This window comes from Streptomyces sp. CB03238 (assembly GCF_002099185.1).
In the GTDB taxonomy this organism is placed as follows: domain Bacteria; phylum Actinomycetota; class Actinomycetes; order Streptomycetales; family Streptomycetaceae; genus Streptomyces.
The window spans coordinates 210,024-232,902 of the sequence record NZ_NBCN01000009.1; the positions used below are offsets into that span (position 1 = coordinate 210,024).

General features: G+C 70.5%; 22 protein-coding genes and 1 tRNA gene. 7 read left to right on the forward strand and 16 right to left on the reverse strand.

Annotated elements, in window-relative coordinates; translation table 11 throughout:
* Window position 1: 1 nt before the first annotated feature.
* The 9 genes from BKD26_RS18430 to galU all read right to left on the reverse strand — a co-directional run bounded on the left by BKD26_RS18430 (window position 2) and on the right by galU (window position 7,858).
* Complete coding sequence (locus BKD26_RS18430) at window positions 2-763, reverse strand: iron-containing redox enzyme family protein (RefSeq protein ID WP_084899186.1); 762 nt, start codon at window positions 761-763, stop codon at window positions 2-4.
* Between the two features lie 67 nt (window positions 764-830).
* The gene (locus tag BKD26_RS18435; protein ID WP_179166587.1) at window positions 831-1,751 is read right to left on the reverse strand and encodes a hypothetical protein; all 921 of its coding nucleotides are present in this window, start codon (window positions 1,749-1,751) and stop codon (window positions 831-833) included.
* Window positions 1,752-2,375: 624 nt separating this feature from the next.
* A tRNA-Ala gene (locus BKD26_RS18440) sits at window positions 2,376-2,449 on the reverse strand.
* A gap of 111 nt (window positions 2,450-2,560) precedes the next feature.
* A complete protein-coding gene (gene glpR / locus BKD26_RS18445) occupies window positions 2,561-3,649 on the reverse strand; it encodes a gephyrin-like molybdotransferase receptor GlpR (RefSeq protein WP_084899190.1) in 1,089 nt (362 codons plus the stop codon).
* A gap of 146 nt (window positions 3,650-3,795) precedes the next feature.
* Window positions 3,796-4,398 carry a GNAT family protein gene (locus tag BKD26_RS18450; RefSeq protein WP_084899191.1) on the reverse strand — a complete coding sequence of 201 codons (603 nt, stop codon included), beginning with the start codon at window positions 4,396-4,398 and terminating at the stop codon, window positions 3,796-3,798.
* A gap of 14 nt (window positions 4,399-4,412) precedes the next feature.
* Window positions 4,413-4,988 (reverse strand): MogA/MoaB family molybdenum cofactor biosynthesis protein, encoded by a 576-nt coding sequence (locus BKD26_RS18455; protein ID WP_084899193.1) that lies wholly within the window; start codon window positions 4,986-4,988, stop codon window positions 4,413-4,415.
* Complete coding sequence (moaC, locus tag BKD26_RS18460) at window positions 4,985-5,485, reverse strand: cyclic pyranopterin monophosphate synthase MoaC (RefSeq protein ID WP_084899195.1); 501 nt, start codon at window positions 5,483-5,485, stop codon at window positions 4,985-4,987. Before moaC ends, BKD26_RS18455 begins: the two co-directional genes overlap by 4 nt.
* A 157-nt stretch (window positions 5,486-5,642) precedes the next feature.
* Window positions 5,643-6,950, reverse strand: coding sequence for a gephyrin-like molybdotransferase Glp (gene glp, locus BKD26_RS18465; protein WP_084899196.1), 1,308 nt, complete (start codon window positions 6,948-6,950; stop codon window positions 5,643-5,645).
* Window positions 6,947-7,858, reverse strand: coding sequence for a UTP--glucose-1-phosphate uridylyltransferase GalU (gene galU, locus BKD26_RS18470; RefSeq protein WP_084899381.1), 912 nt, complete (start codon window positions 7,856-7,858; stop codon window positions 6,947-6,949). Before galU ends, glp begins: the two co-directional genes overlap by 4 nt.
* A gap of 106 nt (window positions 7,859-7,964) precedes the next feature.
* Between galU and BKD26_RS18475 the strand changes: the two genes are divergently transcribed.
* Window positions 7,965-8,546 carry a 5-formyltetrahydrofolate cyclo-ligase gene (locus tag BKD26_RS18475; RefSeq protein WP_084899384.1) on the forward strand — a complete coding sequence of 194 codons (582 nt, stop codon included), beginning with the start codon at window positions 7,965-7,967 and terminating at the stop codon, window positions 8,544-8,546.
* 20 nt (window positions 8,547-8,566) lie between these two features.
* Here BKD26_RS18475 and BKD26_RS18480 read toward each other — a convergent pair whose 3' ends face one another.
* On the reverse strand, window positions 8,567-11,383 hold the full coding sequence (locus BKD26_RS18480) for a penicillin acylase family protein (RefSeq protein WP_084899198.1): 2,817 nt from the start codon (window positions 11,381-11,383) through the stop codon (window positions 8,567-8,569).
* A 266-nt stretch (window positions 11,384-11,649) separates the two neighbouring features.
* Here BKD26_RS18480 and BKD26_RS18485 point away from each other — a divergent pair, with 266 nt between their 5' ends.
* From BKD26_RS18485 to mscL, 6 genes are all read left to right on the forward strand, one after another.
* The gene (locus BKD26_RS18485) at window positions 11,650-13,107 is read left to right on the forward strand and encodes a potassium/proton antiporter (protein ID WP_241518716.1); all 1,458 of its coding nucleotides are present in this window, start codon (window positions 11,650-11,652) and stop codon (window positions 13,105-13,107) included.
* 362 nt (window positions 13,108-13,469) lie between these two features.
* Complete coding sequence (locus BKD26_RS18490) at window positions 13,470-14,750, forward strand: MFS transporter (RefSeq protein ID WP_084899199.1); 1,281 nt, start codon at window positions 13,470-13,472, stop codon at window positions 14,748-14,750.
* A gap of 68 nt (window positions 14,751-14,818) precedes the next feature.
* Window positions 14,819-15,151, forward strand: coding sequence for an FmdB family zinc ribbon protein (locus BKD26_RS18495; RefSeq protein WP_084899201.1), 333 nt, complete (start codon window positions 14,819-14,821; stop codon window positions 15,149-15,151).
* A gap of 81 nt (window positions 15,152-15,232) precedes the next feature.
* A complete protein-coding gene (locus BKD26_RS18500) occupies window positions 15,233-16,111 on the forward strand; it encodes an S-methyl-5'-thioadenosine phosphorylase (protein WP_084899202.1) in 879 nt (292 codons plus the stop codon).
* A gap of 251 nt (window positions 16,112-16,362) precedes the next feature.
* A complete protein-coding gene (locus BKD26_RS18505) occupies window positions 16,363-16,860 on the forward strand; it encodes a hypothetical protein (protein WP_347104969.1) in 498 nt (165 codons plus the stop codon).
* 96 nt (window positions 16,861-16,956) lie between these two features.
* The gene (mscL, locus tag BKD26_RS18510; protein ID WP_179166588.1) at window positions 16,957-17,475 is read left to right on the forward strand and encodes a large conductance mechanosensitive channel protein MscL; all 519 of its coding nucleotides are present in this window, start codon (window positions 16,957-16,959) and stop codon (window positions 17,473-17,475) included.
* 11 nt (window positions 17,476-17,486) lie between these two features.
* Here mscL and BKD26_RS18515 read toward each other — a convergent pair whose 3' ends face one another.
* Genes BKD26_RS18515 through BKD26_RS18540 form a run of 6 tightly spaced genes read right to left on the reverse strand, consistent with a single transcriptional unit; the run spans window position 17,487 to window position 22,764 of the window.
* Entirely contained in the window at window positions 17,487-17,819 is a 333-nt protein-coding gene (locus BKD26_RS18515) for a hypothetical protein (protein ID WP_084899205.1), read from the reverse strand.
* A 21-nt stretch (window positions 17,820-17,840) separates the two neighbouring features.
* Complete coding sequence (locus tag BKD26_RS18520; protein ID WP_084899207.1) at window positions 17,841-18,197, reverse strand: hypothetical protein; 357 nt, start codon at window positions 18,195-18,197, stop codon at window positions 17,841-17,843.
* A complete protein-coding gene (locus BKD26_RS18525) occupies window positions 18,194-18,874 on the reverse strand; it encodes a Rieske (2Fe-2S) protein (protein ID WP_084899208.1) in 681 nt (226 codons plus the stop codon). Before BKD26_RS18525 ends, BKD26_RS18520 begins: the two co-directional genes overlap by 4 nt.
* Complete coding sequence (locus BKD26_RS18530) at window positions 18,871-19,470, reverse strand: 4Fe-4S dicluster domain-containing protein (protein WP_073757429.1); 600 nt, start codon at window positions 19,468-19,470, stop codon at window positions 18,871-18,873. Before BKD26_RS18530 ends, BKD26_RS18525 begins: the two co-directional genes overlap by 4 nt.
* Before the next feature lie 7 nt (window positions 19,471-19,477).
* Entirely contained in the window at window positions 19,478-21,769 is a 2,292-nt protein-coding gene (locus tag BKD26_RS18535) for a molybdopterin oxidoreductase family protein (protein WP_084899211.1), read from the reverse strand.
* On the reverse strand, window positions 21,766-22,764 hold the full coding sequence (locus BKD26_RS18540; RefSeq protein ID WP_241518730.1) for an MFS transporter: 999 nt from the start codon (window positions 22,762-22,764) through the stop codon (window positions 21,766-21,768). The genes BKD26_RS18535 and BKD26_RS18540 overlap by 4 nt, the downstream gene beginning before the upstream one ends.
* Between the last annotated feature and the right edge of the window lie 115 nt (window positions 22,765-22,879).

Here is a 22,879-nt window from a genome sequence, read left to right on the forward strand (position 1 = left end):
CCTAGTCCTCGTAGACGAAGACCGGTTCGGACGGGTCGTAGCCCGCGCGCAGCACGGCGTCGAAGTGCCGGTGCCGCAGTTCGATCGCCTGCCGCAGACTGTCCTTGGCGTCCTGCTGGCGCTTCGGGGTGTCGCAGTAGCGCAGCAGCAGTTGCCGCAGCGGCTCGGTGTGCTCGTCCTCCAGCTCGCTGACGCCGTCCTGGTCGGCGTCGCCGGAGGCGTGGTGCACGAAGAACTCGTAGCCCCACGTCGGGAGCTTGTAGACGTCGCGCATGACCGCCATCATGCTGTGGCCCGCGTCGTTGGTGATGGGGGGCTGTCCCTCCATCAGCATCAGTACGGAGGTGGCGCCGACGGTGAAGTGCACGTTGCTGTTGTTGCAGGCGTTCTTGTTGTGCTCGATCACCGCGACCGTCTCCGGGAACAGCTCGACCTCCGGGAGCGTGGCGGGGTCCACGCCGACGGACCGCCCGAAGTCCTCGAAGGTCTCGACGTGCCGCTTGGAGTTGGTCAGCCCGCCGGTCTCCTCCTCATAGGCGTTCTCGATGAAGGAGAGTCGCAGGTCGAGGTCGTCCACGCGGTGCGCGACACCCATCAGGTTCCGTGTCCACCAGCTCTTGATGGGCCACCGCTGGATCACGAAGGTCTGGAGCAGGCGCTTGGTGGCCTTCCCCCCGAGGATGGTCTGGTAGAGCGGACTGGTCATCTTCGACCGTTCCGCGATGATGCTTTCGATCTCTTCGATGAACGCGGTGCCGGACATTCGTCTCCTTCGGCTAGGTCTTTCCAGCGAACCTGGGACTGGCCCTCACGGGCGGGTCACTGACTGGTCACTGACTGGCGGACGCACCATCGAGAATCGTCAGAACATTCCTCGCGCCCGCCCCATTGAGCTCGGCCAGCTCGTCCATATTCAGGTCGAGCATCCCGCCGACCATGGCCTCGCATTGGGCGAGGATCTGGTTTCCCTTCCAGGGCTTCAGCAGTTCGGCCGCGGTCTCGATCAGCGGAGTGACTTTGAATTCACGGCCACTCCGGGACCGCAGATAAGCAGCGATGAGTTCCAGCGGAAGGTTCCCCCCGCCCTTCCCCATCCCGGACAACGAGGCATCGATGTACGTAAAACCCTGCTGCATGGCGGCCAGCGCATTCGCGAAACCCATACTGATGCCGTCGTGCAGGTGAAACCCGAGCACCGCACCGACGTTCTCACGCACTGGGCCCCATAACCGGGTGACGTCTTCGGGGAGCAGGCTTCCATTGGAGTCGGCGAGATAGAAGATGTCGACGGAGAGTTTCTCCGCGGCCTGCGCGGCTTCCGCGACGGCCCGCTCGGTCAGCTCACTGACCCGTATGAGGTTGACAGCGAACGCCATGCCGGCCCCATGCACAGCCTCCGCGTACGGCGCGAGCCGGGCCACCTGGTCAGGCCGCGTGGGCATGCGCACCATCCCGACCCCGAAATCGGCGAGCCGGGCAACGCTCTGCGGCATGGCGTCCTTCGCGTGCGCCATCACCACCAGCTCCGCCCCCGCCGCGGCCTCCCGGAGCTTCTCGAGATACGCGGGCGGACATGAGGCCGACGGCGCTTCGTCACCGTCGACCTGCTGCCGCTCCGGCCTCAGATATCCGACTTCGGAATAAGGGACCCCCGCAGCGGAACAGGCTGCCACTACCTGGGACGCCTGCGCAGTGGTCCAGGAATGTCCATTGACGTACCCGCCGTCGCGAATCGTGACATCGAGCAGCACTGTCCGATCTACCATTTAACCGCACTCCTGAGCCGATACGTCTTTCTCCTGATAGAGGTGCACCCTTGATTCAGGGCGAGTGACGACGAAAGTCAGGCGGGATGAGGTGAGGTGAGGTGTTCCCACGGAACACAAAGAGGAGAGCACGCCACTCTCCACTCCTCGAACACCGAGACCTTAGAACGACCACTCGAAGACAGGCAAGGAAGCAAGAACAAGTCAGTGGCCGAAAATCTACGAACGGTCTCAGAATGATCATTAACAACACATGAAGACGAAGGGCATAATCCGGCGTCAAGAGACAGCGGCACCGGCTCGTCCGCAGCGCCGCAAAGCATTGCGGCAATGCCGCCCCCACCTGCGGGGACGGCAGCCGGCGGGGAAACAGCGGAGCCTACGCGTCCGCCCTGCGGCCGCCGAGCCTTCCGCTCGTAAAGGAGTATCGGCGGCCCGAGTCGGCAGACCTCACCCATGCTGGCCGAAAGAAGCCCGCACCTCCTGAGGCGGTCCCGGCGCTTTCACATCAGCAGAGGCCCAAACGACGAGATCCCGTTCAGACGGTGACCGTCTGAACGGGATCTCGTGAACAGTTCGCAGGCTGACCCGCGAACGGTCCTTTGTGCGTGGACCTGAGGGGATTTGAACCCCTGACCCCCTCGATGCGAACGAGGTGCGCTACCAGTCTGCGCCACAGGCCCTTGCGACGTGTGAAACATTAGCATCCCGATCCGGGTGCTTGGAAATCCGTTCCCCGCGGGCCACGGAGAGGTGCCTCACGCCACCGTCGCCGGCCCTCTCACTCGTCGGCCTCACTCGTTGGCGGCGCGGGGGCGGTCCTCGTCCGCGTACTGGTCGAAGAGCGGTGTCCGGCCGTGGTCGTGGGAGCGGCGCGGCGGGTAGGGGCTCGGATGGGGGTTCTGGCGGGTCGCCGGGGGCGGGGTGGGTTCCGCCGGGGAGGAGCGGGCCGCGCTCCAGGTCTCCGGGTCGGTGACGTCGACGCCGCCCGTCGCGCGGGGGGCGACCGGGGCGGTGACGTAGGTGGGCAGCGGCACCGGGACCGGGTCCCAGCTGTCGCCGTGGGTGGGGCCGTGGTCGCGCTGCTGGTCCACCCACTCGGCGTGGTCGGTCTGCTCGACCAGCGCCCGGCGCCCGGCCTCCTGGGGGGTGAGCGCGGGGGCCGGTTCCGGGTCGGGCTGCTGGTGGCGAGCCTCGGGCGTGTCGCCCTGGTCGGGGGCGGGCCGGCCGCGCGGGCGGCTCTCGCGCAGGCGCTGCGCGGCGGCCTCGGCGCGGCGCCGGTCCATGACGTACACGAAGCGGCGGCGCTCCTGGGCCCGCAGGTGGACGATGTACGCGCTCAGCAGCACGGCGGGGACTCCCGGGGCCCACAGGAACGCCAGGCCGCCGACCGCCGCGACGATCGCGCCGAGCGTGAAGGCCAGGAAGAGGATTACCGTGGTGCGCCGGCGCCTGGCCAGCACCTTGGAGCGCCGGGCGCGCTCGGCGGCCGTACCGGCCGCACCGGCCGCACCGGCCGCTCCTGCCGGGCGGGGCCGCCCTGCGGGGCGGGGTCTCGCGGGCACGGCCTGCGGGACCTCCAGGCGCGCCTCGGTACGGGCCGGGGGCGCGGCAAAGGCCCGGACGTCGACCGAGCTGAGGTGCTCGGTCTCGGCGTCCGGGTCGACGTCGGGCGACGCCGCCTGTTCGGCGGTGCGCTCGCGCAGCTCCTTGGCGTACCGGCGCTCCATGCCCGCCCGTCCGGACAGGAGCCGGATGGCGGTGCTGAAGCGTTCCGTCGGACGGGCTTCGTTCAGCTCGTCCTGCCTGCGGAGCCACATCGGCACCAGGTAGGCGGCCCAGGCCCCGACGATGACTGCGTAGATGAGGCCGCTGCTGCTCACGCCTCACACCGTAGAGGGGTTCGCATCAGGCCATCGGCCAATTGGGCCGGTGTGTCGCACGATCTGGCTGATATCACTGAATTTTTTTGTGATTGATCGGACCGGTTGCGATGGATCGGCGGCCGAATTCGAACGTATTTTTTATTTCAGCGTGGGGTTCCCCGACTGATCCGGTGCCAGCGGCGCAGCAGCCCCTCCGGTACCTCCTCCGCGGTGAGCGCGAACACCAGGTGGTCGCGCCAGGCGCCGTCGATGTGGAGGTAACGCGGACGCAGCCCTTCCTCGCGGAAACCCAGTTTCTCCACGACCCGGCGGCTCGGAGTGTTCTCCGGCCGGATGCAGACCTCGATCCGGTGCAGCCCGACCGTACGGAAGCAGTGGTCGACGGCGAGCGCCACGGACGTGGGCATGACGCCCCGGCCGGCGACCTCGCGGTCCACCCAGTAGCCGACATGGCCCGAGCACATCGAGCCCCAGGTGATGCCCGCGACGGTCAGCTGGCCCACCAGCCGCCCCTCGTACTCGACGACGAACGGCAGCATCCGCCCCGCGTTCGCCTCCGTGCGCAGATGGCGGACCATCTGGCGGTACGTGGGGCGCTGGGCGAACGGGACGCCGGGCGCGGGCGGCGGGATGGTCGCCTCCCAGGGGCGCAGCCAGTCGCGGTTGCGCCGGTTGACCTCGCGCCAGGCCCGCTGGTCGCGCAGCTTTATCGGCCGCAGGACGACGGCGCCGTCCGCCAGCGTCACCGGCCAGGCCGGGTTCATGACGGTCTGGGGTGGTCGCCGCCGCGCAGCTGGTCGACCGCGTGGACCAGCAGCCGTTCCAGGACGGCGAGGCCGTCGCGGACGCCGCCGGTGGAGCCGGGGAGGTTGACGATCAGGGTGCGCCCGGCGACCCCGGCCAGGCCCCGGGAGAGGGCGGCGGTCGGGACCTTGTCGCGGCCGTACGCGCGGATGGCCTCCGGGATGCCGGGGACCTCGTGGTCGAGGACGCGGCGGGTGGCGTCGGGGGTGCGGTCGGTGGGCGAGACGCCGGTGCCGCCGGTCGTGAGGATCACGTCGTACGCGGCCTCCACCCCGGCGCGCAGCGCGGCCTCGACGGGGTCGCCGTCGGGGACGACCTGCGGCCCGTCCACGGCGAAGCCCAGCCTGGTGAGCCCTTCGGCGAGGATGGGGCCGCCCTTGTCCTCGTACACCCCGGCGGAGGCCCGGTTGGACGCGGTGACGACGAGCGCGCGGTACGGGGGGCGGGGGGCATGGGGCGCGGGCGTTTCGGCGGGGGTCCGGCCCGGCTCGTGGGGGTGCGCGCCGTGGACGTGGCCGGCCCGGGGCGTCACGCCTGCGCCCCTTCCGCCTCGGCGCGCCGGTAGTGGCCCGACTTGCCGCCCGTCTTCTCCTCCACCCGTACGTCGGTGATGACGGCCGCCTTGTCGACGGCCTTGATCATGTCGACGACGGTCAGCGCGGCCACCGTCACGGCCGTGAGGGCCTCCATCTCGACGCCCGTGCGGTCGGTGGTCTTCACGGTCGCCGCGATCTCGACCGCGTCGTCCGCGACCGACAGGTCCAGCTTCACGCCGGAGACGGCCAGCGGGTGGCAGAGCGGGATGAGGTCGGGGGTGCGCTTGGCGCCCATGATGCCCGCGATACGGGCGGTGGCGAGGGCGTCTCCCTTGGGGACGCCCTCGCCACGCAGCAGTTCGATCACACGGGGGGAGACGAGGACCCGGCCGGTGGCACGGGCGGTGCGGGCGGTGACGTCCTTCCCGGAGACGTCGACCATACGGGCCGCCCCCGACTCGTCGATGTGCGTCAGGCTGCCTTGCGTACTCACTGCTGAACTCCGCCTCGCGTGTTCCGGCGCCGATTGCCCCGCACGGCCATTGTCGCGCGGACGGGGGCCGGGGGTGGTCCCCCGGGAAGGCACAGCGGCAGACACGGTACCGCCACGCCTGGGGGCACCTCCACGCCCGCCAGGGCGTAGGGGGATATCAGCCGATGAGGACCGCGTCCAGCTCGCCGCCGGGCTCGACCGTGGTGGTGTCCTCGGGGACGACCAGCAGGGCGTCCGCGTGTGCGAGGGCGGCGATCAGGTGCGATCCGGCGCCGCCCACAGGGGTGACCGTGCCGGCCTCGGCGTCGTACGTGCCGCGCAGGAACTGGCGCTTGCCGGCGGGCGAGGACAGCGGCTTGTCGGCGGCGAGGGCGGCACGCACGCGTGGCCGCTGGATGTCCCTCACGTCCTTGAGGCCCATCAGGGCGCGGATCGCGGGCCGGACGAACAGCTCGAAGGAGACGTACGACGAGACCGGGTTGCCGGGCAGGGCCAGCAGCGGGGTGTGCTCGGGGCCGATGGAGCCGAAGCCCTGCGGCTTGCCCGGCTGCATGGCGAGCTTGCGGAAGTCGATGCCACTGCCCGGCTCGTCCTCGTCGCCCACCGAGGAGAGGGCTTCCTTGACGACGTCGTACGCGCCGACGCTGACCCCGCCGGTGGTGACCAGGAGGTCGGCGCGGATCAGCTGGTCCTCGATGGCGGCCCGCAGCGTCGTGGCGTCGTCGGTGACGGCGCCGACCCGGTAGGCGATGGCGCCGGCGTCGCGCGCGGCGGCGGCCAGGGCGAAGCTGTTGGAGTCGTAGATCTGGCCCTGGCCGAGCTCCTCGCCGGGCTGGACCAGCTCGCTGCCGGTGGAGATCACGACCACGCGCGGGCGGGGACGCACCCGCACGGTGCCGCGTCCGATCGCGGCGAGCAGGCCGATCTGCGGCGGACCGAGGACGGTGCCGGCCTCCAGGGCCAGGTCGCCGGCCTGGACGTCGCTGCCACGCGCGCGTACATGGGCGCGGGCCTCGGCCGGGCGGTACACGCGGACCTCGCCGGTGGCGCCCTCGGGGGCGGCGCTCGCGGCCCGCATGCCGGTGGCGGGCGCGCCGCCGGTGCCGCCGTCGGTCCACTCGACGGGGACGACCGCTTCGGCGCCGGGTGGCAGCGGGGCGCCCGTCATGATGCGCGCGGCCTGGCCGGGGCCGACGGTGGGCAGGCCCGCACTGCCCGCCGCCACGTCGCCGATCACCGTGAGCACCGCCGGGAATTCCTCGGTGGCGCCGGTGACATCGGCGACCCGTACCGCGTACCCGTCCATGGAACTGTTGTCGAAGGGCGGCAGGGCGACGGGCACCACGACGTCCTCGACCAGGACGCAGCCCTGGGCGTCGGGCAGCGGCAGCTCGATCGGGTCGAGCGGGTGGACCGCCTGGAGGATGTCCTCCAGGTGCTCGTCCACCGACCAGGTCGTACTCACAGTCCTTGCATCTCCTCGGTGACATAACTGCGCAGCCAGTTCCGGAAGTCCGGTCCCAGATCCTCACGTTCGCACGCGAGTCTGACAATGGCCCGCAGATAGTCGCCGCGGTCGCCGGTGTCATAGCGGCGGCCCTTGAAGACGACGCCGTGCACCGGGCCGCCCACCGACTCGTCGGCGACGAGCTTCTGGAGGGCGTCGGTGAGCTGGATCTCGCCGCCGCGGCCGGGCTCGGTCTCGCGCAGTATCCCGAAGACGCCGGGGTCCAGGACGTAGCGGCCGATGATGGCGTAGTTGCTGGGCGCCTCGGCCGGGTCGGGCTTCTCGACCAGGTTGGTCACCTTGACGACGTCGGCCTCGCCGGTCGGCTCCACGGCCGCGCAGCCGTAGAGGTGGATCTGGGACGGGTCGACCTCCATCAGCGCGATGACGCTGCCGCCCTCGCGCTCCTGGACCTCGACCATGCGGGACAGCAGGGGGTCGCGGGGGTCGATGAGGTCGTCGCCAAGGAGGACGGCGAAGGGCTCGCTGCCGACGTGCGGCGCGGCGCACAGGACGGCGTGGCCGAGCCCGCGCGGGTCGCCCTGGCGGACGTAGTGCATGGTGGCCAGGTCGCTGGACTCCTGGACCTTGGCGAGGCGCTCCTGGTCGCCCTTCTTGATGAGGGCCTCTTCGAGCTCGTAGTTGCGGTCGAAGTGGTCCTCAAGCGGCCGCTTGTTGCGGCCGGTGATCATCAGTACGTCGGAGAGGCCGGCGCTCACGGCCTCCTCGACCACGTACTGGATGGCGGGCTTGTCGACCACAGGCAGCATCTCTTTGGGAGTGGCTTTCGTGGCCGGCAGGAACCTGGTGCCGAGGCCGGCGGCGGGGATGACAGCCTTGCTGATCCTGGGGTGCGACTGAGTCATGCGGAGCACCATATCCGGTCGGTATGGGCGGAAGATTAGCTTCCGGTGAACTTCCTGCCCATATCGCCATGTACGAGAGGTTTGTGAGGCCACCGTGACCGGCGACATGTCCGAAAAGGCCGCTCTGCGGCGCCAACTCCTCGCCGCCCGCACCGTCCTGACCAGTAATGACGTCCAGGAGGCGGCCGCGGTTCTCGCGGACGCGGCCCTGAACCTGCCCGAGCTGCGGCGAGCATGGACAGTCGCCGCATACGTCTCGACAGGGAGCGAACCCGGCACGCGCGCCCTGCTCGACGTGCTGCGCGAGCGCGGCGTCCGCGTCCTGCTGCCGGTCCTGCTGGAGGACAACGACCTGGACTGGGCGGCCTACGAGGGCGCCGAGCGGCTCGTACGGGCCGGGCGCGGCCTCCTGGAGCCCGCCGGGCCCCGACTGGGCGTGGACGCCGTCCTGGAGGCCGACACGGTCCTCCTGCCCGGCCTGGCGGTGGACGTGCGGGGCATGCGGCTGGGGCGGGGAGGCGGCTCGTACGACCGGGTCCTGGCCCGCATCGTACGAGCCGGGCACGATCCGGCCCTGGTGGTGCTCCTGTACGCGAACGAGGTGGTCGAGCGGGTCCCGGAGGAACCGCACGACCACCCCGTGCACGCGGTGGTGACCCCGGAGGTCACCCTCCGTTTCAGGGCCTGAGGGCCGTCGCGTCGTGTGCCCTACGGCGTGAGGACGAGCGTGTCGACCGTCCTGGCGTCGACCGCCTGCTTGCCGTAGGCCCAGTCGAGCAGCTCACCCTTGGCCCACTTGTCGGTCTGGTCGGTGTAGTGGGTGTTGTAGGCGTGTCCGGAGGCGCCGGTCAGGTTGATCCAGCGGGACTTGTCCCAGTCACCGACGTTCACGACCATCCGCATGGACGGCACCCACACGACCCCGTACCCGCCGGCCGCGTTCCAGCCGGTGGCGTTGACCGCCGCCTCGCCGCCGGACAGGTTCCACGGGCCCCGGTTGAGCAGGAACTGGATGAAGCCCGGGCCCTCGGTACCGAGGGTCTGGTTCTTCAGGGTCAGCTGGTGCAGCCGGCCCCAGCTCCAGCTGTTGACGTCCTTGCCGAGCTTGGAGGTCAGCTCCCAGCGGGCGTCCACCATGGCGCGCTTCAGCAGCTCGTCACGGCTTTCGGTGCCCGTGTGCGTCCGGCTGAGAGGGGACTTCCACCACTCGTTCTTCTCGTCCTTCAGGAGCCGGCGGACCACCTCGTACCAGCGGTCGCCGCCGTCCGGCTGGGCCGTTTCGGCGTCGCGCTGCCCGCACTCCCTTACCAGCCTGTCCTGCTCGTCGACGGGACCGGTGGAGTCGGCCGGGCGGACGTTGAGACACTCGCCCTTCACCCGCAGCTCCTTGGGCAGCTTGTTGCCGAAGGCGAGCCTGAGGACGTTGCGCCAGACACCGTTGAAGTAGGCGGCCGCTCCCGAGTCCGCGTCCTGGGTGTAGTCCCAGCCCTCGAGGAGCTTCTGGGCCTCACGGACGTGCGGGTCCGAGATGTCGATCTTCAGCAGGTAGGGCGTCAGCAGCTTGGCGATCTCGCTGCTGTTGTCCATCTGCATGGTGCGCATGTCCTCGGTCGAGACCTTGGCCCCGTCCTTGGTCTTGGACTCGATGAGGTCGTTGATGCGCTGGCTGCGCGCACCGTAGCCCCAGTCCTCGGTGAGCATATACGGATACTTGTCCGCATCGATGACGGCCTGGTTGGCCGTCACGATGTAGCCGCGTTCCGGGTTCTCCTCGTAGGGCAGCTCGTCGAAGGGGACGAACTTCTTCTTCCAGGTGTACTTCGGGTCCCAGCCGGGCGCCGGCATGGTGCCGTCGTGGCCCTTCTGACGGACCGGGATCTTGCCGGGGGCCTGGTAGCCGATGTTGCCCTCGGCACCCTTGGCGTCGGCGTAGATCAGGTTCTGGGAGGGCACCTCGAAGTCGCGGGCGGCCTCGCGGAACTGCGTGAAGTCGGCGGCGCGGTTCAGCTTGAAGACGGCGTCCATGGACTTGCCCGGGTCCAGGGCGGTCCAGCGCAGGGCCACCGCGTAGCCGTCACCCCGGTCCGGGGCGAGGGCGTCGACGGGGGCCTCCTCGCCGACCTTCTCCAGCTCGTTGCTGCGGTCGGAGACCAAGGGGCCGTTGTTCGTCGTACGGACCGTGATCTTCTTGATGTCACCGCCGGCGATCTTGATGACCTCTTCGCGGGTGACGAAGGGCAGTTCCTTCTTGTCGAACTCGTAGCCGCGGTCGGTGACCTTCTCCAGGTACAGGTCGCTGACGTCCGCGCCCAGGTTGGTGAAGCCCCAGGCGATGTCCTTGTTGTGGCCGATGACCACGCCGGGCATGCCGGAGAAGGTGTAGCCGGCCACGTCGTAACGGCACTTGTCCGAGACGGAACGGCAGTGCAGGCCCATCTGGTACCAGAGCGAGGGAAGCTGGGGCGCCAGGTGCGGGTCGTTGGCCAGCAGCGGCTTGCCGGTGGTCGTGTACTTGCCGGAGACGACCCATGAGTTGGAGCCGATGCCGTTGCCGTTGGGGCCGAGCAGGGCGGGGATCTTCTCCAGGGACGCGGACAGCGCGGAGAGCTGCGACTGGAGGCCCTGGGTGGCGCCCTGGGCGGTGCTCGAACCGCCGGTTCCGGTGCCAGTGCCCGCGCCTTGGCCGGTGTCCTGGCCCGTGCCCGTACCCAGGTCCTGGCCGCTGTCCGAGTCCGTGTCCTGGGTGCCGCCCTTGGCGGAGGGGTCGAACTTCCCGGTGACCTTGTCGACGCCGCCCTTGTCGACGATCGGGCGGTGCAGGTCGTAGGGGTACGCGGGGTAGAGGTCCTTGATCTGCTTCTCGCTGAGCCTGCTGGTCATCAGCGAACGGTCGATCTCCTCCTGCATATTGCCGCGCAGGTCCCAGGCCATCGCCTTGAGCCAGGCCACGGAGTCGACCGGCGTCCAGGGCTCGATCGCGTAGTCGTTGCTGAAGGCGAGGGCGGCGTACTCGACCGAGACGTCGCGGCCCTCCTTGCCCTTCAGGTAGGCGTTGACGCCGTCCGCGTACGCCTGGAGGTTCTTCTTGGTGTCGGGCGACAGGAGCTTGTCGTACTCCTCCTGCGCCACCCGGTGCCAGCCGAGGGTGCGCAGGAACGCGTCCGTCTCGACCTGCTCCTTGCCGAACATCTCGGACAGCCGCCCGGCCGTCATGTGGCGGCGGACGTCCATCTCCCAGAACCGGTCCTGCGCCTGGACATAGCCCTGGGCACGGAACAGGTCCTCGTCGGTGGAGGCGTAGATCTGCGGTACGCCGTAATCGTCACGTTTGACGTCAACGGGCGCGGAGAGCCCGTCGAGCTCGAGGGTGCCGGTGGTTTGCGGGAAGGGGGCGCGCACGGTGCTGACGCTCCAGTAGGCGCCGTAGCCGACGCCCGCGACCAGCGCCAGCACCAGGGCGATCACGAGCAGACGGGCACGTCGCCCCTTCTTCTTGGTGGAAGCGGCGGTGGTGTTGGCGGGCATCGCTGTCCTTCGAGGCGCAGGCTGGTCCTGGAGTGCTGGAGCAACCATAGGCGCAGCGCCCACCCGGCCCGGACGCGGTGTCAGTAAGGGGCTCCTTCCGGGGACTCCGCGGGAGCGTCGCCGACCCCGGACCGGCGTCAAGGAAGCGTTAATGATTAGGTAAGGTAACGAAGTACCGCGGCTGGAATGATCCGGCGTGCACGTGAGGAAAGGGTCGGCCACTGACTGTCCACCAGCTCAACGAACTCCTGTTCATCTGCTCGCTCGTGCTGCTCGTCGCTGTCGCGGCGGTGCGGATCTCCTCCCGCAGCGGGCTCCCCAGCCTGCTCCTGTACCTCGGGATCGGGATCGCCATCGGGCAGGACGGCATCGGCGGTGTCCACTTCGACAATGCCGAATTGACCCAGGTGATCGGCTATGCCGCGCTTGTGGTGATCCTGGCCGAGGGTGGCCTGGGAACCAAGTGGAAGGAGATCAAACCGGCGTTGCCCACGGCGGCCGTCCTGTCGACCGCCGGCGTCGCGGTGAGCGTGGGCGTCACGGCCACGGTGGCGCACTACTGGGTGGGCCTGGACTGGCGGCAGGCACTGATCATCGGCGCGGTCGTCTCCTCGACGGACGCCGCCGCCGTCTTCTCCGTCCTGCGCAAGGTGCCCCTTCCGTCGCGTGTGACCGGCACCCTGGAGGCCGAGTCCGGCTTCAACGACGCCCCCGTCGTGATCCTGGTGGTGGCCTTCTCGACGGTCGGTCCGGTCGACAGCTGGTACATGCTGCTCGGCACCATCGCCCTGGAGCTGGCCATCGGCGCGGCCATCGGACTGGCGGTGGGCTTCCTCGGCTCCTTCGGGCTGCGCCATGTGGCCCTGCCCGCCTCCGGCCTGTACCCGATCGCCGTGATGGCGATCGCGGTGGTGGCGTACGCGGCCGGCGCCATGGCGCACGGCAGCGGCTTCCTCGCGGTCTACCTGGCCTCGGTGGTCCTGGGCAACGCCAAGCTGCCGCACCAGCCCGCCAACCGCGGTTTCGCGGAGGGCCTGGGCTGGATCGCCCAGATCGGCATGTTCGTCCTGCTCGGGCTGCTGGTGACCCCGCACGAGCTGATCGACGACTTCTGGCCGGCGGTGCTGGTCGGGCTGGTGCTGACGGTGGTGGCGCGCCCGCTGTCCGTCTTCCTGAGCCTGCTGCCCTTCCGCATCCCCTGGCAGGAGCAGGCCCTGATGTCATGGGCCGGGCTGCGCGGCGCGGTGCCCATCATCCTGGCGACCATTCCCATGGTGTCCGGGATCGAGGGCAGCGAGAAGATCTTCAACATCGTCTTCGTGCTGGTGGTCGTCTACACGCTGGTGCAGGGCCCGACCCTGCCCTGGCTGGCCAAGGCCCTGCGGCTGGGCGACTCGGCCGAGGCCGCCGACCTGGGCGTCGAATCCGCGCCCCTGGAGCGGCTGCGGGGGCACCTGCTGTCGGTGGCCATCCCGGAGAAGTCCAGGATGCACGGCGTGGAGGTCGCCGAGCTGCGGCTGCCCCCCGGTGCGGCCGTCACCCTCGTCGTACGGGACGGCCAGAGCTTCGTACCGTCGCCGACGACCGTCCTGCGGCGCGGCGACGAACTGCTGGTGGTGGCGACGGACCCGGTCAGGGACGCGACGGAGCGGCGGCTGCGGGCAGTGGGCCAGGGCGGCAAGCTGGCCGGCTGGCTGGGGACGGGAGGGGATGGAAGGGGCTGAGGAGCCGTGTAGGGGAGCCGTACCCAGGAGCCGTGTAAGGGGAGCCGCGCCTGGGAGCCGTGTAGGGGAGCCGAGAGCCTGGGAGCCGTGCCGGAGGAACGGGAAGGGAAACGTCCGGTTAATCGGAGGTGACGCCTGCCTCGTATCGGCAATTTCACAGGCACCACACCATTCTTCCCTGTACCATGAAGGCACACTGATCGACCAACTCTGCCTGACGCAGAGCTGGCGCGACCGTATGGCGGCCGTGACGCTCCCCCGCAGTGGAGCCCGGCATCTACCGCAGTTCCGCGCAAGAGGACAGCTCTCGGCAACTCCCGACACCCAGGGGAGCGCTACCAGGCGGCAGAAAGGCACGGGCCGTGGCATCCACGGTCAACACCTCTGACGCTGTCAAGCGTCCTGGATACGGGCAGCTTCTGCGCACACCCGGCGCCTGGACGTTCCTGCTGCCCGGATTCGCGGCGCGGCAGCCCTTCGCGATGCTGACCATCGGCATCGTGCTGCTGGTGCAGCACACCACCGGTTCGTACGGCAGCGCCGGCGCCGTCGCCGCGTTCACCGGCGTCTCCATGGCCCTGTTCGCGCCGCAGAGCGGCAAGCTCGCCGACCGCTTCGGACAGCGCGCCGTCCTGATCCCCGGCGTACTCGTCCACACCGTGTCGGTGTCGGCCCTGACGGCTCTGGCACTGGCGGACGCCCCCCTGTGGGTCCTGTTCGCCGCGGCGGTGCCGACCGGCGCCTCCGTGCCGCAGATCGGGCCCATGGTGCGGTCCCGCTGGGCCGCGAAGCTGGAGGGCTCACCGCTGATGTCGACGGCGGCGGCCTTCGAGTCCGTGACGGACGAGTTCACGTTCGTGGTGGGCCCCGTCCTCGCCACCGCGCTGTGCACCGGTGTCCACCCGGCGGCCGGTCTGATCGCCGAGGCGACGCTGACACTGGCCGGCGGCCTGCTCTTCGCCGCCCAGCGGCGCACCCAGCCCGCCCACGGCCTTTCCGCCGCCCACGCGCGCGTGGAGCGCGTCTCCGCCCTGTCGGTGCCCGGCGTACGGGTCCTGGCGGTGGCCTTCCTGGGCATCGGCTCCGTCTTCGGCGGCATGCAGGTCTCGCTGACCGCGTTCACCGAGGAGATCGGGCAGCCGGGCATGAACGGCCTGCTGTACGGGCTCTTCGCCGCGGGCAACATGCTGGCCGGCATCGCGGTCGGCGCCATCGCCTGGAAGACCGGGCCCCGGCGCCGGCTGATCCTCGGGTACGCGGGTCTGACCGCCACCGCCTCGCTGCTGTGGTCCGCGCACTCCGTAGTGATGCTGGGCGCGCTCGGCCTGATCGTCGGCCTGTGCATCGCGCCGGCCCTGATCACCGGCTACACGCTCGTCGACTCGCTGGTCCCGGCGTCCGCCCGGACCGAGGCCTTCACCTGGCTCACCGGCGCCGTGGGGCTGGGCCAGGCGGCCGCCGTGACGGTGGCCGGCCGGCTCGCGGACGGGTACGGCGCGAGCGCCGGTTTCCTCGTCCCGCTGGCCGGTACGGCACTGGCCCTGGCCACCCTGGTGGCGCTCCGTTCGCGGCTCGCGCCCCGTACGGCGACCCGGACCGTGGCACGTGGCGTCGGTCACCGCGTGCCGGTGACGGTGGACTGATCCCGCGGAATACGTCAGTATGGACTGTCGTTAGCACTCATTGAGTGAGAGTGCCAGGAGGAAGACAAGTGCCGACCTACCAGTACCAGTGCACCGAGTGCGGCGAGGGCCTCGAGGCGGTGCAGAAGTTCACCGATGACGCCCTGACCGAGTGCCCGGCCTGCAAGGGACGCCTGAAGAAGGTGTTCTCGGCCGTCGGCATTGTCTTCAAGGGCTCCGGCTTCTACCGCAACGACAGCCGCGGTGCGTCGTCGAGCAGCTCGCCGGCCTCGAAGTCGTCGGGCTCGGCCTCGGGCTCGTCGTCGAGCTCGTCATCGGACTCCTCGTCGTCGAGCTCCTCGTCCTCGGACTCGAAGCCCGCGACGTCGAGTGCGGCCGGAAGCTCCAGCTCCGCCGCCTGATCCAGCTCCGGCTTTCCCGGGACCCTGCCGATTTCCACGGCGGGGTCCTCGGCGTATCCGGGCCCCGTTAGGGTGAGCCGCATGGCGAACGCAGCGAAGGCGGGTAACGGCGCGGGAAGCGGCACGGTCATGCGCGCGGACATCGGCGTCATCGGGGGTTCCGGGTTCTACTCGTTCCTGGAGGACGTCACAGAGGTCCCGGTGACCACCCCGTACGGCAGCCCGAGCGACTCGCTGTTCTTCGGTGAGCTGGCCGGGCGCCGGGTCGCCTTCCTGCCCCGGCACGGACGCGGCCACCACCTGCCGCCGCACCGCATCAACTACCGGGCCAACCTGTGGGCACTGCGCTCGGTCGGCGTACGGCAGGTCCTCGGGCCGTGCGCGGTGGGCGGGCTGCGCCCCGAGTTCGGGCCGGGCACGCTGCTGGTGCCGGACCAGCTGGTGGACCGGACGAAGATCCGTACGCAGACGTACTTCGACGGGGAGCCGCTGCCGGACGGGACCGTACCGAACGTCGTGCACACCTCGTTCGCCGACCCGTACTGCCCCGACGGGCGCAAGGTGGCCCTCGCGGCCGCGCACGGCCGTGGCTGGGAGGCGGTGGACGGCGGGACCATGGTCGTGATCGAGGGCCCGCGCTTCTCCACCCGCGCGGAGTCGAAGTGGCATGCCGCGATGGGCTGGTCGGTGGTCGGCATGACCGGGCACCCGGAGGCCTACCTCGCTCGTGAGCTGGGGCTCTGCTACACGTCGATGGCGCTGGTGACGGATCTGGACGCGGGCGCCGAGACCGGTGACGGCGTCTCGCACACCGAGGTGCTGCGGGTGTTCGGCGAGAACGTGGGCCGGCTGCGGGAGGTGCTGTTCGACGCGGTCGCCGGACTGCCCGAGCCGGAGAGCCGCTCCTGCCTGTGCACGCATGCGCACGACGGCTGGGACCTGGGGATCGAGCTGCCGTGACCATGGCGGCTGGTCCCGCCGACGGGTGACGGAGTTTTCCCCACTGCCGGAGTTGTCCACAGGCCTGAGCGGGATCGGCGGGGACGCGGGATCGTGAGGGCGTCGGCGGAAAGCCGGCGGAGCCGATGCTCGCTCCCGGTCCCTCACGGCAGGCGGTGGTTGCCATGACGTCGTCCCCCTCGCCCCTTTCTGTTACTCCCGCTCTTCTTCCCGCCACGCGCCCGGCTTCGGCGCACGGTGCGCCGGCGCCGGTGCCCGAGACGTGCGGGGTGCCGCAGTTCGCGCCGCTGCGGGTGCGCGGCGGGCGGCACCGACTGCGGCGGGCGGTGCGGCGAAGGCGGCGCGCGATGGCGGCGGGGCTCGCCATGACGGCCGCCGCGCTGGCCGCCTCCGCTCCGGGGTCTCGCGGGCCCGCCGAGACGCACAAGCCGCAGGCCGCCGCGGCGCCGCAGGGCGAGCGGAAGCCGGAGATGGTGTCCGCTCCGGTACGGATCGCGGACGGCGAGACCGTCCGGCTGTTGAGGCCCGGGGACCGCGTCGACGTGATCGCGGCACCGGAGTCGTCGGCGGCGGACGGTGAGGGCGACGCCCGCGTGGTGGCCACAGGCGCCCACGTGGAAAGGGTGCCGCAGGCGAGCGGGGCGTCGGCGGACGGTGGCGCGCTGGTCGTGCTGTCCGTCCCGCGCGCGACCGCCGCCGTGCTGGCCGGCGCGGCGACGACGTCCCGTCTGGCGGTGACGCTGTGCTGAGCACCGCCCCCCTCCCCCTCCTCAGTCGCACTGACTGCCTGACCCGTCACCTGTCCGCGTGTACGGATTGGACGGTTATGCACTGTGCAGGGCGTAATGGCTCCGCCAACTGCACATGCGACGAAAGGCACCGTGGTGAGCCAGGAGAAGAATCAGAGCTTGCTGGAAGGCTTCAAAGCCTTCCTCCTGCGCGGGAACGTGATCGACCTGGCGGTGGCGGTGGTGATCGGCGCCGCGTTCACCAACATCGTGAACGCGATCGTCCGGGGAGTGATCAGCCCGGTCGTCGGCGCTTTCGGCACCCAGAACCTGGAGAGCTACCAGTCCTGTCTGAAGGGCCCGTGCCAGGTGAACGCCAACGGGGAGGTCGTCCAGGGCGTCGCGATCCTGTGGGGCTCGGTGCTCAGCGCCACACTGAGCTTCCTGATCACCGCCGCCGTCGTCTACTTCCTGATGGTGCTTCCCATGGCCAAGTACCTGGCCCGCCGGGCGGCTCTGGAGAAGGAGAGGAGGGGCGTGGAGGAGGCCCTGGAGGTCACCGAGCTGGAGGTCCTCAAGGAGATCCGCGACGCGCTCGTCGCCCAGCGCGGACCGGCGGGCCGCAGCGCGCCCTAAGCGCCGCCGGCTCAGAGGTGGTGCGGCGGCTTCTCGTCGAGGAAACGCGCGAGGTCGGCGGCGCTGTCGCCGACCGGAGGCCGCTCGCCCCACCCACGGTCCGTATCGTCCGCGGACTGCTGGTCCAGCGGATCGTCGAAGATCAGCGCCGGTGTCCTCTTCTTGGGACTCGCCGCACTTGCCGGACTGTTCGGACCGTCCGTGCTGTGCGTGCTGTGCGTGCTGTGCGTGCTGTGCGTGCTGTCCGCACTCTGCGTGTCCTTCGGATTCTGCGGGATCTTCTCCTCCTTCGGCGCCGATTCGGTCTTCGAATCGCGCGGTCCGGGGGCGGGGGCGGTCCTCATACTCCCAGCGTACGCCGGATGTCAGCGGTCGTCCGGGTCGATCTGCCACAGTACGAGGACGACGAGGAACGACAGGATGAGGAAGGCCGCGCCCCACCATGCCGTCGTCGTGTCGCCCCGCATCCACTCGTTGACCACCACCGTCAGCCCCCAGAGCTGGCCGACGACGACGGTGAGGGCCAGCGCCAGGCGGGCCGACAGCTTCGAGGACCGCTCCGGTTCCTGCTCGACGCCGGCGCCGGGGCCCGGACCGGTGTGGCGGATCCGCGGGTCGCCGTAGCCGCTGGTGGGGCGGATCTGCGGGTACCGCTCCCGGACAGGTCGGTTGAGCCGGGGGTCGGGACGCTGGGGGTCCGGGGGCGGGGGTGCGGCGGTCATGTGCGCTGCGTTCCGTCCTGGTGGGAGTCCTGTCCGGAGTCGGAGTCGGAGTCGGAATCGGCGCCGGGGCAGCCGATCCGGGCGGCGAGGTCCGGACGGTCGTCGCCGACCTGCCGGCACAGTCCGTCCTTGACGCTCTCCCCGGACCGGGTGGTGCCGACCGCCCAGACCGTGCCGTCACCGTCCTCCACGAGCAGCACCTTGGGCAGCGCGCGGGGCGGGGGGCCTGCGGTGACCTCGCCGGTGCGGGCGTCGAAGACGCCCTCGTGGCACGGGCAGTACAGCTCGCCCTCGCTGCCCCGGTCCGCCCGCCACAGCACCGCGCAGGCGAGGTGGGTACAGACGGCGGAGTAGCCGACCAGGGTGCCGTCGCCGAGGCGGGCGGCGACCGCGCGGTCGTCGTCCGTCGGGTAGCGGAAGGCGAGGGACTCGCCGGGTTCCAGCCGGTCGGCGATCTTCTTGGCGTCGGGGGCGGTCTCGCTGTCGCCGTGCCGGTGCAGGACGCCGGAGGCGACGCCGATGCCGCCGACGGCCAGTCCGCCGGAGACGGTGGCGACGATCCGCAGGTAGTCGCGGCGGGTGGTCAGCGAGTCGGCGGCGATCCGGTCGCGCAGGGCCTCTTGGGAGGTGTCGGTGCCGGGCTCGGGCGGTGGGGGCTGCTGTGCGGTGACGCTCATCGGACGTCCACCCCGTTCACCTCGACGAGGGGCAGTCCGCCGGGGACCGGCCACTGGACCTTGTCGGCGGGCACGACCATGGCGACGCCGGTGGTGACGGTCGCCGTGCCGAAGGTGAAGGAGTCGGCGACCTGGACGCCGGGGCGTTCGGCCCGGAGCTCCTCGACGGTGCCGTAGAACAGCGCTCCGGTGGGGCAGACGGTGGCGCACATGGGGGCGAGGCCGTAGGAGGTGCGGTCGTAGCAGAGGTTGCACTTCATCTGGAGCTTCGCCTGGAGGTCGATCTTCGGGACTCCGAAGGGGCAGGCGTTGACGCAGTTGGCGCAGCCGATGCAGCGGGTGGTGTCCGCCTGCTGCACCACACCGTCGGCGGTGACCAGGATGGCGTCGGCCGGGCACACCTCGGCGCATGGGGCGACGGGGTCCTCGCAGTGCATGCAGACCGTGGGAAGGGAGGCGACGGAGCGCCCCTCGTCGGGGTAGTCGAGATGGATCATCGACTTGCCGCGGTGGGAGTCGCACTCGCGGCAGGCGGAGACACAGGCTTGGCAGCCGATGCAGCGGCCCGGGTCGATGAAGATCGTTCTGCCCATCATGGGGGCGTCAGCTCCTCTCCGCGGTGCCCCGGCCCTGCGGGGCCGTGGGCGGCAGGGGGTCGGTGCGGGAGACCTGGGTCTCCGGGTACGCCTGCCGGTCCGGGGCGGTGGGCGGGGCGGGGACCGGGACGATGAGGTCGCCGGCCTCGATGCGGGCCGCGCACACCTTGTACTCGGGGATCTTGGAACGGGGGTCGAGGGCGTCGATGGTGAAGACGTTCGCCGCGGTGGGCGCGGGCCAGTGGTACGGGATGAACACGGTGTCGGGGCGGATCGCCTCGGTGACCAGGGCGGGGAACGTCTCGCTGCCGCGGCGGGTGACGACGCGGACGGCGTCGCCGTTGCGGAAGCCGTGCGAGGGGTGGACCTCGACCCAGGGGCGGGGGGTCTGTTCGACGAGGGCGCCCAGGCGGCGGGTCTGGTTGCCGGAGAGGAAGTGGGCGACGGTGCGGCCGGTGGTGAGGGAGAGGGGGAACTCGTCGCTGTAGGGGTCCATGGGCGGGTGCCATTCGACAACCTGGAGGTGGATTCTGCCGTCGGGGTGGTAGGTCCTGCCGTCCTCGAAGAGGCGGGGGGTGCCCGGGTGGTCGGTGGCGGGGCACGGCCAGACGATGCCGCCGGTCTCCTCCAGGCGTTCGTAGGTGATGCCGTAGTAGTCGTTGACCGTGCCGGCGGAGGCGGTGCGCAGCTCCTCGAACACGTCACGGGAGCCGGTGAAGGCGAACTTGTCTCCGGCGCCCAGGCGGGCGGCGAGCTCGCACAGCACCCAGGTGTCGGTCCGTACGCCGGGCGGAGGGTCCTGGGCCTTGTTGTGCTTGACGACGCGGGCCTCGGCGTTGGCCATCACGCCCTCGTCCTCCGCCCACACGGTGACGGGGAGGACCACATGGGCGTTGGCCGCGGTCTCGGAGAGGAAGAAGTCGAGTTGGGCGTGGAAGTCGAGGGTGTCGTAGCCGTTCTTGACCGTGCCGTAGTGGGGGAGGGAGACGAAGGGGTTGTTGCAGACGCCGATGAGGCCGCGGATCTCGCGGCGCTGCATCTGCCAGACCATTTCCATCATCGAGGTGCCGGCGGGCGGCAGTTCCGACTCGGGGATGCCCCAGATCTCGCAGATCTGACGGCGGTGCTCGGGGTCGGTGATCGAGCGGCCGCCGGGCAGGAGGTCGGACTTCTGGCCGTGCTCGCGGCCGCCCTGGCCGTTGCCCTGTCCGGTGAGGGTGCCGTATCCGGCGCCTGGCCTGCCGATGTTGCCGGTGGCGGCGCAGAGGTTGATGACGGTCAGGCAGTTCTCGACGCCCTGGGAGTGGTGTTCGATGCCGCGGGCGTGCCAGGCCATGGCCTTGTCCGCGCCGGCGAACATCCGCGCCACCTGGACGATCTGTTCCTCCGGGATGCCGCAGACGGCGGCGGCGCGGGAGGGCGGGTAGTCCTTGACGGTCTGCTTGACGTCCTCCCAGCCGGTGGTGTGGGCGTCGAGATAGGCCGCGTCGGCGAGGCCTTCGGCGACGACTACGTGCAGGACGGCGTTGAAGAACGCCGAGTCGGTCCCGGGTTTGAGGGCGACGTGGACGTCGGCGGTGCGGGCGATGGCCGTCTCGCGCGGGTCGACGACGATGAGGGTGGCTCCCCGGTCCCGGGCGCCCCACACGTACTGGGTCATCACGGGGAAGCACTCGCCGACGTTGGACCCGGCGATCAGGAGGCAGTCGGTGAGGAGGATGTCGGAGAACGGGTTGCCGGCCCGGTCGATGCCGAAGGCGAGCTTGTTGGCCCCGGCGGCGGAGACCATGCACAGCCGGCCGTTGTAGTCGACGTGCCGGGTGCGCAGCGCCACCCGGGCGAACTTGCCCACCAGATACGTCTTCTCGGTGAACAGGCTGGCCCCGCCGAGCAGGCCGAAGGCGTCGTTCCCGTACGCCGACTGGACGCGGTGGATCTCGGACGCGGTGAAGTCCAGCGCCTCGTCCCAGGTGGCGGTGCGGAAGGGTTCGTCGCGGGAGCGGCGCATGAGGGGGGTGGTGAGCCGGTCGGGGTGGTTGACCTGCTGGTAGGCGTTGATGCCCTTGGGGCACAGCCGCATACGGTTGATGTCGTGGTTGCGGGGTTCGACGCCGAAGACCTTGCCGCGGTGGTCGACCCGCAGATACATCCCGCACTGCACGCCGCAGAAGCAGCAGTGGGTGGGGACGAGGGTCTCGCCGGTCTGGTCGGCGTGCCAGCGGTCGGCGGGCAGGCCGCCGGCGTCACGGAAGTTCCGGCTGCCGGGCGGGGCGAGGGAGGGGTCCAGCGGGACGCTCACTTGAAGCCCTTCTTGACGTGGGTGAGATAGGCGCTGCCGCGCAGCACGCGTTTGCAGCGGGGGCAGTACTCGGCCCAGGTGTCGAAGTCGAGCTTCAGGTCACGCATGGTGCCGCGGAGGTTCTCGACGTAGGGGGTGGTGTCGATCGGCTCGCCGCAGCGGCGGCAGGCGAAGTGCTGTTCGTCCTTGTGGGCCGTGTACTTGAACAACTGCATGCCGACGGCGGCGGGCCGCTGGACGATGTGGAAGAACTTCCCGAACGGGATGTAGATGAGGGTGAGGACCACCGAGACCATGTGGAGGACGGCGAGGAACTCATAGCCGCCGCCGTGCAGGAAGAGCGACGAGAAGGTGAGGAGAAGCCCGGTCACGGAGATCACGATCAGCGCGATCAGGGGGACGAGGTCGTAGGCGAAGCGCTGCCCGGTGACGGCGCCGCGGTCCTTCATCCGGCGCCACAGGAAGTAGGAGGCGCCGGGGATGACGAGGACGGCGGCGATGTCCAGGCCGTGGAACATCAGCCAGCCGGCGAGGTCGAGTGAGTCGAAGCCGAGGATTTTGATGCCCCACAGCCGCATCTCGTAGCCGGGTCCCGAGCCGGTGGCGGAGGTGAAGGTGAACCAGCCCCAGGTGAGGGGGAAGGTGATCAGTGCGGCCAGCACGCAGCCCCAGAAGACCAGCTGGTGCGCCGCCCACCGGGCGTGCGAGCGGGCGCCGAGGAACTTCTGGAACCCGAGGTAGGTGGCGGCCATGCGGGGCACCGCCGTGGGGGCTTTGCGGAAGTTCGCCGGGGAGAGGAACGTGCGCCACCCCTGCTGGAAGAGGCGGCGGGCGCCGGGGGCGGAGATCCACATGGTGTAGCGGTAGGCGACGCCGAAGGCGAGGAAGACGGTGGCGACGGCGTACGGGAGGAGGGCGGAGTCGAAGTCCCGGAGCATGCGGCTGCCGAGCACGATCGCCACCACGAGCACCGCGGCGACGCCCGCCCCGACCAACGCCGCCCGCCGGCCGGCCGCCGGCCCGGTGGGCTCGGGCGCCGGCCTGGGGGGCTCGGGCGCCGGCCTGGGGGGCTCGGGCGCCGGCCTGGGGGGCTCGGGCGCCGGCCTGGGG